11 protein-coding genes are annotated in these 15597 nt (G+C 46.0%); 10 read left to right on the top strand and 1 reads right to left on the bottom strand.

The window, feature by feature from the left end; all coding sequences use genetic code 11:
• Positions 1-639: 639 nt before the first annotated feature.
• The 10 genes from L1D22_RS02710 (at position 640) to L1D22_RS02665 (ending at position 15248) form a co-directional block, all read left to right on the top strand.
• Entirely contained in the window at positions 640-2322 is a 1683-nt protein-coding gene (locus L1D22_RS02710; protein ID WP_017633263.1) for an ABC transporter substrate-binding protein, read from the top strand.
• 169 nt (positions 2323-2491) lie between these two features.
• Complete coding sequence (locus L1D22_RS02705) at positions 2492-3478, top strand: ABC transporter permease (RefSeq protein ID WP_239828624.1); 987 nt, start codon at positions 2492-2494, stop codon at positions 3476-3478.
• 2 nt (positions 3479-3480) lie between these two features.
• Positions 3481-4506, top strand: coding sequence for an ABC transporter permease (locus L1D22_RS02700; RefSeq protein WP_239828623.1), 1026 nt, complete (start codon positions 3481-3483; stop codon positions 4504-4506).
• Positions 4507-4508: 2 nt separating this feature from the next.
• Complete coding sequence (locus tag L1D22_RS02695; RefSeq protein ID WP_017633260.1) at positions 4509-5492, top strand: ABC transporter ATP-binding protein; 984 nt, start codon at positions 4509-4511, stop codon at positions 5490-5492.
• Between the two features lie 86 nt (positions 5493-5578).
• Positions 5579-6574: an ABC transporter ATP-binding protein gene (locus L1D22_RS02690; protein WP_017063264.1), complete on the top strand. Its 996-nt coding sequence runs from the start codon at positions 5579-5581 to the stop codon at positions 6572-6574.
• Between the two features lie 98 nt (positions 6575-6672).
• Positions 6673-8394 (top strand): glycoside hydrolase family 9 protein, encoded by a 1722-nt coding sequence (locus tag L1D22_RS02685; protein WP_239828622.1) that lies wholly within the window; start codon positions 6673-6675, stop codon positions 8392-8394.
• 2 nt (positions 8395-8396) lie between these two features.
• The gene (locus tag L1D22_RS02680; RefSeq protein WP_239828621.1) at positions 8397-9281 is read left to right on the top strand and encodes an N-acetylglucosamine kinase; all 885 of its coding nucleotides are present in this window, start codon (positions 8397-8399) and stop codon (positions 9279-9281) included.
• Positions 9282-9293: 12 nt separating this feature from the next.
• On the top strand, positions 9294-11228 hold the full coding sequence (locus L1D22_RS02675; protein ID WP_239828620.1) for a family 20 glycosylhydrolase: 1935 nt from the start codon (positions 9294-9296) through the stop codon (positions 11226-11228).
• A 127-nt stretch (positions 11229-11355) separates the two neighbouring features.
• A complete protein-coding gene (locus tag L1D22_RS02670; RefSeq protein WP_239828619.1) occupies positions 11356-13761 on the top strand; it encodes a N,N'-diacetylchitobiose phosphorylase in 2406 nt (801 codons plus the stop codon).
• A 74-nt stretch (positions 13762-13835) separates the two neighbouring features.
• Entirely contained in the window at positions 13836-15248 is a 1413-nt protein-coding gene (locus L1D22_RS02665) for a phosphoglucomutase/phosphomannomutase family protein (RefSeq protein ID WP_239828618.1), read from the top strand.
• Between the two features lie 114 nt (positions 15249-15362).
• On the opposite strand, the gene L1D22_RS02660 is transcribed toward L1D22_RS02665, so the two are convergent.
• Positions 15363-15597 (bottom strand): transposase (locus L1D22_RS02660; protein WP_239828271.1); only part of this gene is annotated, 235 nt, incomplete at its 5' end.

Raw genomic sequence — 15597 nt, 5'->3', positions numbered from 1 at the left:
CAGTAAAAGGCACAATAACGCCTCCTTAAAACCACTTTTTTCACATCATTAAACAAGCGAAATATCACGTTACTTGAGCACAAACAGCACTGTTAAAATTCACGGTTACTTGCCCTTTTCTTCACCATTCTTAACCATTAGCTGACTCTTTGTTGCAGTTTGAGAAGCGAGTCACAACAGAACGGCAGATTTAATTTTCTAGGGAAATTTAACGTAAAACGAGCAAGTGACCAAGATCTACAATTACATTAAAACAGAACAAGGCTATATAATTAAAAGAACAAAAAGTAAGTAAGCACTAACATTTAATTACCAACACAAATTCAATTGCGAGTCACATCACCATAACAATTGCGTGCAAAAAACCATCAAACCACCCTATTTTGACGTTAATGACGTGTGGTTATGTGTTTTTAACGTTTTTGACGGGAAACGAGTTTGATTAATTCATCGATAAGGTGTTTTCTTACTCCTGCCAAAGGCCTACAGGCCACTCTTACCACTTCTCGGAATCAACGATGAATCTGGAGCAACGAAGAAGAGGTAGGCCTTTAACTAGAGTGTGTATCTACTAAACCATTTAGCGACAGATAACATTCAATCCATTAGTGAAATGAAAGCAAATAGTAAGGAACAGCTATGCTTGCCAATATAAAAAAAACAGCAATAGCAACAGCAATTATTGCGACCGCTACAACAGGTTTTGCATCAGTAGCAACAGCTGCAGAACGCAGTGAACTGACCGTTCACCCGAAAGAGTACACTACATTCGTACGTAACTTTAACCCGTACCTTGGTGCTACTAACCTACATACTACAACTGACTTCATGTATGAGCCGCTAGTAGTATTTAACGAAATGCACGGTAACACTCCAGTGTTCCGTCTAGCTGAAAACTTCAAGATGTCAGATGATCTGATGAGCGTAGTTTTCGACATTCGTAAGGGTGTTAAATGGTCTGACGGAGAAGCTTTCTCTGCTGATGATGTTGTTTTTTCTTTCAACCTTGTAAAAGAGAAGCCAGAGCTTGACCAATCTGGTATCAACTCTTGGGTAACTTCTGTAGAAAAACTGAACGACAACCAAGTTAAGTTCAGCCTAACAGAAGCAAACTCGAACGTACCTTATGAGATTGCTAAAGTACCTGTAGTACCTAAGCACATCTGGAAAGACGTTAAAGATCCATCAACGTTTACCAATGAAAATCCAGTTGGTTCTGGTCCGTTTACAGAAATCGATACGTTTACAGCGCAACTATACATCCAGTGTGCAAACCCGAACTACTGGGATGCAGACAACCTAGATGTTGACTGTCTACGTGTTCCACAAATTGCGAACAACGACCAATTCCTAGGTAAAGTTGTAAACAGTGAAATGGACTGGACGTCTTCTTTCGTTCCAGATATCGACCGTACATACGCAGCAGCTAGCCCTAAACACCACTACTGGTACCCGCCAGCAGGTACACAGGCATTCATCGTTAACTTCAAACACCCTGATGCTGCGAAGCATGAAGCGTTGAGCAACGTTGACTTCCGTCGTGCTTTCTCTATGGCTCTTGACCGTCAAACAATCATCGACATCGCATTCTACGGCGGCGGTACTGTGAACGATTTCGCATCGGGTCTTGGTTACGCGTTTGAAGCTTGGTCTGATGAAAAAACTCATGACAAGTACAAAGGCTTCAACACTTACAACGCTGAAGGCGCGAAAAAACTTCTTGCTGACGCTGGCTTCAAAGATGTAAACAAAGATGGTTTTGTTGACACTCCATCTGGCAAGTCTTTCGAACTAATGATCCAATCGCCAAACGGCTGGACTGACTTCAACAACACAGTTCAACTAGCGGTAGAACAGCTAAACGAAATCGGTATTAAAGCGAAAGCTCGTACGCCAGATTTCTCTGTGTACAACCAAGCAATGCTTGAAGGTACATACGACGTAGCATACACAAACTACTTCCACGGTGCGGATCCATACACGTACTGGAACAGTGCTTACAACTCATCACTACAATCTGGTGATGGTATGCCTCGTTTCGCAATGCACTTCTACAAAAACGAAAAGCTAGATGGTCTTCTAAACAGCTTCTACAAAACAGCTGATAAGAACGAGCAGCTAGATATTGCACACGGTATCCAGCAAATCATCGCTGCAGACCAAGTGACAATCCCTGTGATGTCTGGTGCTTACATGTACCAATACAACACAACTCGCTTCACTGGTTGGTGGAACGAAGAAAATCCAAAAGGCCGTCCAAACATTTGGGCTGGTATTCCAGAGCGTCTACTTCATGTACTGGATCTAAAACCAGTTAAATAAGTAATCGTTCAATCCTTGCGGCGTAACCTCTTACGCCGCTTATAAAAACCCCCACACTCTCAATTGAAAGTATGGCGCTAGTCGTCAGGGGGTTTTTCGTTCCAAATTTCGCTAGGAGCGACCTGAATCCAGAAACAGGGAAACAATCTGGGTGAGTAAGGTGTGAGTTATGGGTTATTTTTTAAGACGTTTGTCATTTTATTTTGTCGCGCTGTTAGTTGCTGCGACGTTAAACTTTATTATTCCAAGAGCAATGCCTGGTGACCCAGTTACCATGATGTTTGCGAACGCTTCTGTACAAGTTACTCCTGAGCGTATTGCTGCAATGAAAGAACTATTAGGCTTCGTCGATGGTGGCTTACTGGTTCAATACGTAGCGTACATGAAGAACATTCTGAGCTGGGAACTTGGTACATCAATTCAATTCTACCCACTTTCTGTAAACACACTGTTGGGCGGAGCATTCGGTTGGTCGCTTTTCTTAGCTGGCACCGCAGTAATTCTTTCTTTCTCGATTGGTTCAATCCTAGGTATTTTCGCAGCGTGGAAACGCGGCAGTAAATACGATGCTTTCGTAACGCCAGGGATGCTGATTCTACAAGCCGTTCCTCAAGTTGTTATCGCGATGATTGCACTATTTACCTTTGCAATTGGCTTGAAGTGGTTCCCAACCGGTTATGCCTACACCGCAGGTACCATGCCTGATTGGACAAGCTGGGCATTCATTAAAGATGTCGCTTACCACGCCTTCTTACCACTGTTCTGTGCTTCTATTGTTCAAATTGGTGGCTTCCTAGTCAACATGCGTAACAACATGATCAACCTACTAGCAGAAGACTACATCACTATGGCGAAAGGCAAAGGCCTGAGCGAAAACCGAGTGGTATTCAACTACGCAGCTCGTAACGCGATGCTACCAAGTGTGACAGCACTTTCAATGTCGCTAGGTATGGCAATCGGTGGGCAGTTAATTATCGAAATCATCTTTAACTACCCAGGTCTTGGCAGTGTACTTTTCAACGCAATTAACGCTCGTGACTACCAAGTACTGCAAGGCCAACTGCTTATCATGACGCTATTCATGCTGTTCTTTAACCTAGTTGCAGACATGCTTTACGTTGTTCTTGACCCTCGTCTTCGTAAGGGTGGTAAATAATCATGAAAGACTTTCTAAAACTCATTTGGCGTAACCCGATGGCCCTAACAGGCGTCATCATCCTAAGTATTTTTATCCTTGGCGCACTTGCAGCTCCATTGATCACTAAGCATGTACCAGACAAGCGTACCGGTAATCCACACGAATACCCTGGCTTCGTCGTTAAATCAGCACAAACTAACCCTGAAGGTTGGGTTGCTCAAAACCTAGCAGATGATCGTCGTACATTGATTATGTCTAAAAAGGCAGACCACGTACTTGGTACAACTCGTATGGGTCGTGACGTTTGGTCTCAAGTGGTATACGGCGCACGCGTATCTCTTGCTGTAGGTTTTGGTGCGGGTCTAACCGTATGTCTATTAGCAACCGTTATTGGTGTTTCTGCAGGCTACTTCGGTGGACGTGTTGATGACGTTCTAACCGCTGCAATGAACATTATGTTGGTTATCCCTCAATACCCATTACTGTTCGTAGTAGCAGCCTTTATCGGTGAGGCAGGGCCACTCACCATAACCTTGGTTATCGGCTTTATGTCCTGGGCTTGGGGCGCCCGTGTTGTTCGCTCCCAAACCTTAGCTTTACGTGAAAAAGAGTTTGTAAAAGCTGCTGAAGTATTGGGTGAATCTTCATTCCGAATCATCTTCGTAGAAATTCTGCCAAACCTTATCTCTATCGTTGGTGCGAGCTTCATCGGTTCGGTGATGTACGCAATCATGATGGAAGCAACCATCTCGTTCCTAGGTCTTGGTGACCCGAACACAATCAGTTGGGGCATCATGCTTTACAACGTTCAAACCTCTTCATCAATGCTGATTGGCGCTTGGTGGGAACTGTTGGCTCCTTGTATCGCACTGACACTACTCGTAACGGGCCTTGCTCTACTTAACTTTGCTGTCGATGAAATTGCTAACCCGCAACTGCGTTCTCACAAAGGAATGAAGCGTTGGAAGAAACTAGCAGCTCAAGACAAAGAAGAACGTGAACCAGAACTACCACCACAAAATGCACTTTGGAGCGGAGATAAATAATCATGTCTGAACCACTAATTTCTATCCGCAACTTATGCGTGGATTACATCACAGAGTCTGGCGATGTTCGTGCGTGTAACAACGTAAGCTTCGATATTGCGCCAGGTGAAGTATTCGGCCTAGCTGGTGAGTCTGGCTGTGGTAAATCAACCGTTGCTTTCTCTTTAATGCGCCTTCATAAGCCGCCTGCTTACATCAGTGGTGGTGAGGTTATCTTCAACGGTGAGAACATCCTTGAATACAGTGATGACCGTATGCAAGCGTTCCGTTGGAGCGAGATGTCGATGGTATTCCAGAGTGCGATGAACGCGCTCAACCCTGTACTACCGATGGAAGAGCAGTTCTGTGACGTAATCATGCGTCACACCAACATGACTCGCGAGCAAGCTAAACAACGTGCTGAAGGTCTACTAGAAATCGTAGATATTCACCCGAGCCGATTGAGTGACTACCCTCACCAATTCTCTGGTGGCATGCGTCAACGCTTGGTTATTGCTATAGCTCTAGCCCTGAATCCAAAACTGATCATTATGGATGAACCAACGACAGCACTTGATGTGGTTGTTCAACGCGAAATCCTACAAAAGATCTATGCACTGAAAGAAGAGTTTGGCTTCTCGATTCTGTTCATTACCCATGACTTGTCATTGATGGTCGAGTTCTCTGACCGCATCGGCATCATGTACTCAGGTGAGCTTATCGAGGTCGCTAAATCTCAAGATATTCTAGAAAACCCTTACCACCCTTACACCAAAGGGCTGGGAAGTTCTTTCCCTCCACTAACAGGGCCAAAGACAAAACTAGCAGGTATTCCGGGCAACCCTCTGAACCTATTAGAGATTCCTGAAGGGTGTCGTTTCCAAGCTCGTTGTGACCGTGTACATGAAACCTGTACCAAGGTGCCAACCAAGCTGCGTTCTATCGAACCGGGACATTTGTCTAACTGCCACCTGTACGGCGACCCAATAGTACAAAGGAAGCTATAGCTTGCACGCTTTTCGGCGTGAATAACTAAACAGGCGGCTCGACCGCCTAAAAACAAGCAAAGCGAACAAGGATTCTGGAGACAATTATGAGCAAAGATTTCGGTCAATTATTAGTAGAAGGTAAGAATGTCGTAAAAGACTTCCCAATAAGCAGCACCACCATTCAAACCCCAATGATGCGTGCAATCAACGACGTGTCATTCAAGATGTACAAAAGCCGTGGTTTAGCGGTCGTTGGTGAATCTGGTTCAGGTAAATCAACAACAGCAAAAATGATCGCAAAGATGTACGCGCCTTCAGGCGGTACGATTGAATACAAAGGCCGTGACATCCAAGAGATCTCAAGCAGAAAAGATCTTATGCACTACCGTGAAGGTGTGCAGATGGTATGGCAAGACCCGTTTGGTTCACTCAACCCAACACACAATATCTTCCACCACATTGCTCGACCACTGCTGATCCACAAGAAGGTAACTCCGGGCAATAAGAGAGAACTAGAAGAACGTGTTTACGATCTTTTAGAGCAAGTTGGCCTGATCCCACCAAAAGAAACAGCGAAGAAGTACCCTCACCAACTGTCTGGCGGCCAACGTCAGCGTGTCAACCTAGCACGTAACATCGCAGTGGGTGCTGAGGTTGTTCTAGCGGATGAGCCAACTTCAATGCTAGACGTTTCAATTCGTGCTGGTGTTTTGAACCTGATGGAAGAGATGAAGTTTGAGAAGCAAATGTCTCTGCTTTACATCACTCACGACATCGCTACGGCTCGTTATATTGCTGAAGACCTTTCAGTGATGTACGTAGGACATATGGTGGAATGGGGCGATACCGATGACGTTATTGCGAACCCTCAACACCCTTACACTCAACTACTGGTTTCTGCCGTTCCAGATCCTAAGAAATCGATCCACGAACAATTGGCAGGTAACAAGGGTGAGATTCCACTGTGGACACCAGTATCAGCTGGCTGCCCGTTTGCAGGCCGTTGTACTCACGCAATGGACAAGTGTAAAGAGCAACTACCGGGTGTGACTCAATTAGCCGATAACCACTTTGTTCGTTGTTATCTACACGAAAGCTAAACATTAAGACTGAGTTAGGGTCTGCGGACCCTAACTACTCATATCCAAACTAATTCAGGTACCTAGCCAAAAGAAACTGGGACCTTTGGAGAACATTGATGCTGTTATTGACCAACCATATTGGCTACGAATCTTCGGCTCCCAAGCAGGCGATCTTACAAACTAAAAAGGCTCGTTTATCGAGTACGACTGCACTTTTGGTGTGTGCCGACAACCACATTACTGTGGGCAACTTTGATGTTGTGAAACAAGGCCCGGTAGCAAACTGGCATCAAGGACAATTCTTCACAATCGATTTCAGTTCATTCACCGAATCCGGTCGCTACTACCTGCGCTTTGATAACCTACGTTCAGAAGTGTTTGAGATTGGCAGCAACCTAATAATGAACCACACTTTTTCTGATGTGCTTCATTACTTTAAGTCTCAACGTTGTGGCGGCACTTTTGACAAGAAAGATCGACAAGCACAAATTCTCGGCACAGACAGATACGTCGATGTCCACGGTGGCTGGTACGATGCATCAGGTGATGTAAGCAAGTACTTTAGCCACTTGTCTTACGGCAACTACCTCAACCCACAACAGATTCCTATGGTGGTTTGGAACATGCTCAAAAGCGTGCGCTTAACTAGCGACAATCCAGACTTCCCTAAATTCTCGATGACTCGCCTAACAGAAGAAGCACTATTCGGTGCTGATTTCTTGGTTCGTATGCAAGACGCGGCTGGATACTTCTACATGACAGTATTCGACAAGTGGAGCAAAGATATCAACCAACGCGACATCTGCGCATACGCCACTCAAGAAGGTCATAAGTCTACAGATTTGCAAGCAGGCTACCGACAAGGTGCCGGTGTTGCTATTGCAGCATTAGCCGCAGCTTCTGAGCTTGAGGTTTCAGGCAGCTACTCTAGCCAAACCTATCTTGATACCGCAACCAAAGGTTACTGGCATCTCAAAGAGTACAACCTGCAGTACCTAAACGATGGTGAAGAGAACATCATTGATGAGTATTGCGCCCTACTCGCAGCCAATGAGCTGTACCGAGTAACACAAGACGAACAATACCTATCAGAAGCAAGAACTTGGGCGACTCGTTTAATCTCTCGCCAACAGTCAGATGACTCATTTGAGCACTTCTGGTCAGCAAACGCTGATGGCACTCGACCATACTTTCATGCAGCTGAAGCTGGCCTTCCAGTGATTGCTCTGTGTGAATACATCGACAATGAAACCGATACTGAGCTGAAAGAACAGGCTCGCACCGTTGTTGAACAAGCATGTCAGTTCGAAATCAACATCACCGATAAAGTAACCAACCCATTTGGCTACCCACGACAATACGTTAAAAATGTTGATGGTGATAAGCGCCATGCTTTCTTCGTCGCTCAGAAGAACGAGACTGGCTACTGGTGGCAAGGCGAAAACGCTCGTCTTGGCTCAATCGCAACCATGGCGTACTTAGTTCAACCACACATTCAAGACAGCGAGCTACAAAAGCGTTTAATCCAACTTTCACAGAACAGCCTAGATTGGATTTTAGGTCTCAATCCATACCACATGTGCATGCTTGATGGTCATGGTCATAACAACCCTGACTACTTACCTCAACTTGGTTTTTTCAATGCCAAAGGCGGTATCTGTAACGGCATTACCGCTGGCTATGAAGATGATCAAGACATCGCGTTCAATCCACCAGCACAAAAAGATGACATGCTTCAAAACTGGCGCTGGGGCGAACAATGGATCCCTCACGGCGCATGGTTCCTATTGGCAACCGCTGCGCAATTCAATTACCTAGCACAACGTAAGGAGCAATAATCATGACGCTTTACTACGTAGGTATTGATGGTGGCGGCACCTCTTGCCGTGCTCGTATTCGCGATGACCAAGGCACACTCATTGGTGAAGCGAAAAGCGGCAGCGCTAACATCCTTTTGGGTGTTGATGTGGCGATGAGCTCAATTGTCGATGCTATTACTCAAGCGGCACAGCAAGGGCAACTCGATTCAAGTCATTTTTCAAATATGCATGTCGGCCTAGCGCTGGCAGGTGCTGAGCAAAAGTCAGCATGGTTCGACTTCATGACACAACCGCACCCTTTCGCCAGCATGACTTTAAACACAGATGCTTACGGTGCTTGTATTGGTGCTCACAATGGCCAAAACGGCGCCATCATGATAGGTGGAACAGGCTCATGCGGCATCTACCTACAAGATGGTGAGCAACATGTCGTTGGTGGCCGTGAGTTTCCAATTTCCGATCAAGGTGGTGGCGCGGTGATGGGTCTTCGTTTGATTCAACAAGTCCTGCTTGCAGAAGACGGTATTCGCAACAAGACACCACTGACTCAACACGTAATGAACCACTTTGGCAATGATGTTGATGCCATCGTCGAATGGTCAAAAGGCGCTATTCCAAAAGACTACGGTCAATTCTCGCCAGTGATTTTTCAACTGGCTAACGAAGGCGATGAGCTTGCGATTGAGATGCTCAAGCAAACCGCCGCTGATATTGAAATGTTTGTACTAGCACTGCATCGCAAAGGTGCGGACAAGGTGTGCCTAATGGGAAGTATCGCAGAGCGCATTCTCAACTGGCTATCACCACCAGTACAACAATGGATCGTTGAACCTCAATTTGACGCTATCGAAGGCGCATTGATGTTTGCCGGAAAACCACAACACAACTTGTATCAACAGGCTTAGCAGGGAAGTTATATGAATTATCGCATCGACTTAGCTGTTCTTTCTGAACAAAAAAATAACTGCCGATTTGGCCTTACGGTACATAACTTAAGTGATCTTGACGTTACAGATTGGTCACTCCACTTTGCGTTTGACCGATTCATCCTTCAGGAGAGTCTGTCGCAAGGCGAACTGACTCAAGTTGGCAGTTTTTGTTCGTTCAAACCAAGTTCGTCAGTGTTAAAAGCGAACAACCATTACTACCTTGAATTCAGCATTCAAAGCGCCCCATTCCGTTTTTATTCTGACGGTCTAAACGATGCCTTTATCCAAACGCATCACCAAGGCGAAACCTCAGTACTGCCAGTTGCAATATCACCCATCGTTCTGGCGTCACCATACCGTGAACGCAATCAGATACCTGAAGTGAACGCTGCTGAGGTGGCATTAATTCCTCAGCCGAACCAGATCGAACTTAAGCAAGGTAGCTTCGCCCTAAACAGCGAATGCAAGATTGAGGTTCAATCTCACCTTGCAGATAAAGCCGTCACTTGGCTGAAACAAGAATTACTTTCTACCTTTGAACTGTCGATTTCGAATCAGCTTCCAACGGGAGAAGGCGATGACCTTCTATTTCGTAGTAATCCGACTTTAGACGAAGCCGAATACAAACTCCGCATTACTGAACAACAAATAATTGTTGAATCAGGTAGCCAGTCTGGATTTACACACGCTGTAGCAAGTCTGATTCAATTGGTTCAACAACAAGATGCTGAACACTTCTCTGTCCCATGTTGCAAAATCGCCGACCAACCGCGCTTCAAATACCGCGGCATGATGTTGGACTGTGCTCGTCACTTCCATTCAGTGGAGCAAGTGAAGCGCTTAATCAACCAATTGGCATATTACAAGTTCAACGTTTTTCATTGGCACCTAACTGATGATGAAGGTTGGAGGATCGAGATTAAAAGCCTACCTCAACTAACTGAAATTGGTGCTTGGCGTGGTCCTGACCATGCTTTGGAGCCGCAATATACCCACATTGCAGAGAATTATGGTGGCTTCTACACCCAGCAACAGATTCGAGAAGTCATTGAATACGCAGAACAGCGCAGCATCACGGTTATCCCTGAGATCGATATCCCGGGACACTGCCGCGCCGCGATCAAATCACTGCCTGAGATGTTGGTAGAGCAAGCTGACACTACTCAATACAAGAGCATTCAGCACTACAACGACAACGTGCTAAACCCAGGCTTGCCAGGTACTTACCAGTTCCTAGATGCGGTTATTGAAGAAGTCGCAGAGCTCTTCCCAAGCGAATTGATTCACATGGGCGCAGACGAAGTACCACCGGGCGTGTGGACTAACAGCCCTGCAGCTCAAGCGCTGATGAAAGAGCACCAGTACCAAGACAGCAAGGACTTGCAAGGTCACCTATTCCGCTATGCCGAGAACAAACTTAAGCAACTAGGCAAGCGCATGGTGGGCTGGGAAGAAGCTCAGCACGGCGACAAGGTGAGCAAAGAGACCATTATCTACTCGTGGCTCAGCGAAGAAGCGGCTATGAACTGTGCACGCCAAGGCTTTGATGTGGTTCTGCAGCCTGCACAATTTACCTATCTCGACATGACCCAAGATTATGCGCCGGAAGAGCCGGGCGTAGATTGGGCTGCCGTTATCCCATTAGAACAAGCTTATACCTACGAAGCGATTGCTGAGATATCCGACACCGACCCAATTCGTAAGCGGATCCGCGGAATTCAGTGTGCTTTATGGTGTGAGATCGTCACCAACCAAAAGCGTATGGATTACATGGTATTTCCAAGAATTAGCGCTTTAGCTGAAGGATGTTGGACACATAAAAACAACCGAAACTGGCTAGATTACCTATCTCGCCTAAAGGGTCACTTGCCACTACTCGACAGGCTCAATGTCGATTATCGCAACCCTTGGAAAGCTGAATAAAACAAAACCACAGCACACTCACATCGAGTGATTGCTGACTCAAATTAAGGTGCTCAGTCTAATAAAACTCAGCATCACTATTTAAAAATTAGCTGCATAGATGCAGTTTGTTAAAAAGGAAATGACAATGAAATACGGCTATTTCGATAACGACAATCGCGAATACGTCATCACTCGCCCTGATGTACCAGCACCTTGGACCAACTACCTAGGCACTGAAAAGTTTTGTACCGTGATTTCGCACAATGCGGGCGGTTACTCGTTCTACAATTCTCCGGAATACAACCGTGTTACTAAATTCCGTCCAAACGGTACCTTTGACCGTCCTGGACACTATGTTTACCTGCGTGATGATGAGACGGGTGATTACTGGTCTATCTCTTGGCAGCCAGTGGCAAAGAGCCTAGATGAAGCGAATTACGAAGTTCGCCATGGCTTGTCATACTCAAAGTTCAAATGTGAATACAGCGGTATTACAGCGACCAAAACGCTATTCGTACCTAAAGGCGAAGATGCCGAAGTTTGGGACGTTGTGCTAAAGAACAACACGGATAAGCCTCGTACTATCAGCACATTCTCATTTGTAGAGTTCTCGTTCAGCCACATCCAATCGGACAACCAGAACCACCAGATGTCTTTGTACTCTGCGGGCACTTCTTACCAAGAAGGTGTGTTGGAATACGACCTGTACTACAACACTAACGACTTTGAAGGCTTCTACTACTTAGCGTCAACTTTCTCACCAGATAGCTACGACGGCCAACGTGACAACTTCCTTGGCATGTACCGTGATGAAGCTAACCCAATTGCGGTTGAAAACGGTAAATGTTCTGACAGCGCTCAAACCTGTTACAACCACTGTGGTTCTCTGCATAAGCAATTTACCATTCAACCGGGTGAAGAAGTTCGCTTTGCCTATGTACTAGGTATCGGTAAAGGCAACGGCGAACGCCTACGTGAAAAATACCAAGACACAGCAAACGTAGATGCGGCGTTCCAAGGCATCAAAGATCACTGGGACGAGCGTTGCAACAAGTTCCAAGTTAAGTCTCCAAACGAAGGCTTAGACACCATGATCAACACCTGGACACTATACCAAGCAGAAACCTGTGTGGTGTGGTCGCGCTTTGCATCATTCATTGAAGTTGGCGGCCGCACAGGTCTTGGTTACCGTGATACTGCGCAAGATGCGATCTCAGTACCTCATGCCAACCCACAAATGACTAAGAAACGTATTATCGACCTGCTTCGTGGCCAAGTGAAAGCGGGCTACGGTCTACACCTATTCGATCCGGATTGGTTTGATCCAGAGAAAGCAGACGTTGAGCCATCGAAATCACCAACGGTTGTTCCAACACCGTCAGATGACGACAAGATCCACGGCATTGAAGATACTTGTTCGGATGATCACCTATGGATCGTACCAACCATCATCAAATACGTGATGGAAACCGGTGAGCACGACTTCTTTGACGAAGTAATTCCATACGCAGACGGTGGCGAAGCGACTGTTTACGAACACATGAAAGCGGCACTGAACTTCTCTGCTGAATACGTTGGTCAAACAGGTATCTGTAAAGGCCTACGTGCTGACTGGAACGACTGCTTGAACCTTGGTGGCGGTGAGTCTTCAATGGTTTCATTCCTTCACTTCTGGGCACTACAAGAATTCTTAGACCTTGCTAAGTTCCGCAATAACGACGCTGATGTTGTGAAATACACTGAAATGGCAGCGAATGTTCGCGAAGCGTGTGAAACGCACCTTTGGGATGACGAGGGTGGCTGGTACATCCGTGGTCTAACGAAAAATGGCGACAAGATTGGTACTGCTCAGCAAGCTGAAGGTCGTGTACACCTCGAGTCAAACACACTAGCAGTTCTGTCTGGTGCAGTTTCTCAAGAGCGCGGCGAGAAAGCGATGGACGCAGTTGATGAGAACCTATTTTCTGAATACGGCCTGCACCTAAACTCTCCATCGTTCGCGACACCAAACGACGATATCGGCTTCGTAACTCGTGTTTACCAAGGCGTAAAAGAGAATGGCGCTATCTTCTCTCACCCGAACCCATGGGCTTGGGTAGCAGAAGCGAAACTTGGCCGTGGCGACCGTGCGATGAAATTCTACGATGCACTCAACCCATACAACCAAAATGACATGATTGAAACGCGTTACGCAGAACCATACTCGTACGTGCAGTTCATCATGGGTAAAGACCACCAAGACCACGGGCGTGCAAACCACCCATGGTTAACCGGTACTTCTGGTTGGGCTTACTTTGCGGTAACCAACTTCATTCTTGGTGTTCGTACAGGCTTCGAAGGCTTAACTGTCGATCCTTGTATCCCAACGGATTGGCCAGAGTTCGAGGTCACTCGTCAATGGCGCGGTGCAACTTACAACATCACGGTGCAAAACCCGAATGCAGTAAGCAAAGGGGTTGCTTCTATCACTATCAACGGTGAGTCAGTAGAAGATGCAATCCCAGTACAAGCAGAAGGCAGCGTGAACGATGTTGTCGTTGTTCTAGGCTAGTCACTCAATTTAACGAACAGCTATTGTCTCAAGTCTTTACAGGCTTGAGACAATGAGACTAAAAGGATTTTCTAATGATTAAATTTGGTACAGGTGGCTGGCGCGCTTTCATTGGTGAAGAGTTCACCAGAGAGAACGTTCGCCTTGTGGCACAAGCGCTGGCAAACATCATCAACAATGAAGATGCGGCTAAAAACGGATTTGTGATCGGTTATGACCGTCGCTTCCTTTCCGATAAAGCTGCATGTTGGTTTGCTGAAGTTTTAGCCGCTAACAACATCAAAGTCAGCTTCATCGATAAGTTTGTTCCAACCCCTATCGTCATGTTCCAAGCTAAAGAGATGGGCTGCACCTACTCGGCATGTATTACCGCTTCTCACAACCCGGCGGACTACAACGGCATTAAGATCTTCATTGAAGGTGGTCGTGATGCTGACGAGATCATCACAGAGAAGATCGAGCAGCAAATCGCAACTCTAACCAACGAAGACGTTATCCGTGTCGACTTCGAACAAGCGTTAAGCGACAAAGAGATCGAAATCATCAATCCAATGAACGACTTTGTTGATTCGATCATTAATGCCATCGATATTGAATCGATTAAGAAAGCGAACCTACGCGTACTGATTGACCCTATGTTTGGTGTAGCGAAGAACGCTCTACAAACGGTACTTATCAATGGTCGTTGTGATGTCGACGTGATCAACGATGGTAAAAACCCAGATTTTGGTGGATTGATGCCATCGCCAAGCGCAGCTACGCTCTATCGCTTGAAGCACTTAGTTGCCGCTGAAGGGTATGACATCGGTATTGGTACCGATGGCGATGCCGACCGCTTAGGTATTATCGATGAGAAAGGTCACTTCATTCACCCTAACGAAGTGCTACTGCTGCTTTACTACTACTTATTGGAATACAAAGGCTGGAAAGGCTCGGTAGTTCGCAATATCGCAACCACTCATCTACTCGATAAAGTGGCAGCCGATCATGGTGAGAAGAGCTTTGAGGTTCCAGTAGGCTTTAAGCATATCAGCTCGCAAATGGAAGCCGACGACTCTCTGATTGGTGGGGAAAGTTCGGGTGGTTTAACCATTCGCGGCCACATCAAAGGTAAAGATGGTGTCTTCGCGTCAAGCCTACTGGTTGAGATGATCAGTGTAACGGGTAAGAAATTGTCTGAACTGCTTGATGAGATCTACTCTAAGTATGGCTACGCCTACACCGCTGAAGGCGATTGCAAATTCAAGCCTTCAGAAAAAGAAGCGCTCTACACCAAGATCTACGTAGAGAAACAGTTGCCTGAGTTCGAGTACGAGATTGAAAAAGTCAGCTATGAAGATGGTGCCAAGGTGTACTTCAAGAATGGCGGCTGGGTGATTGCTCGTTTCTCTGGGACAGAGCCTTTACTACGAATCTTCGCAGAAATGGAAGATAAAGAGACAGCAGAACGTGTTCTTCAAATAGTGAAAGACTTCCTCTCTCTATAGGCTTATAGAGTGCAGCAGTTTTGGATGGGACTTAACAAATCACTGCCTTGTTAAAGCCTATAGATGAAGAACTCTTGCCCAGTACTTTGATAAAGTGCTGGGCTTTTTTATGGTTCATCGCGGCTTTCCGGGGAAAGCCGCTTTTATCTTCAAGAAGAAGTAATCTGTATCTCGATATCCATACCCCATTCGCTTGATTAGCTTTATCTTGTTGTTTATCCCTTCTAGTGTGCAGGTGTTTAACGGGTAACTTGCCGATGCAATAATGCCGTGAAGATAAGGCCTCAGTTTTCGTGCGAACTCTTTCAATGGCTTAATTCCACTCTCTTGCACTTGTGCCCACCATACC

The organism is Vibrio sp. Isolate34 (assembly GCF_022397915.1).
Lineage (GTDB): Bacteria > Pseudomonadota > Gammaproteobacteria > Enterobacterales > Vibrionaceae > Vibrio.
Note: the sequence above shows the minus strand (reverse complement) of the source record. Positions and strands in the feature narration are given on the sequence as shown.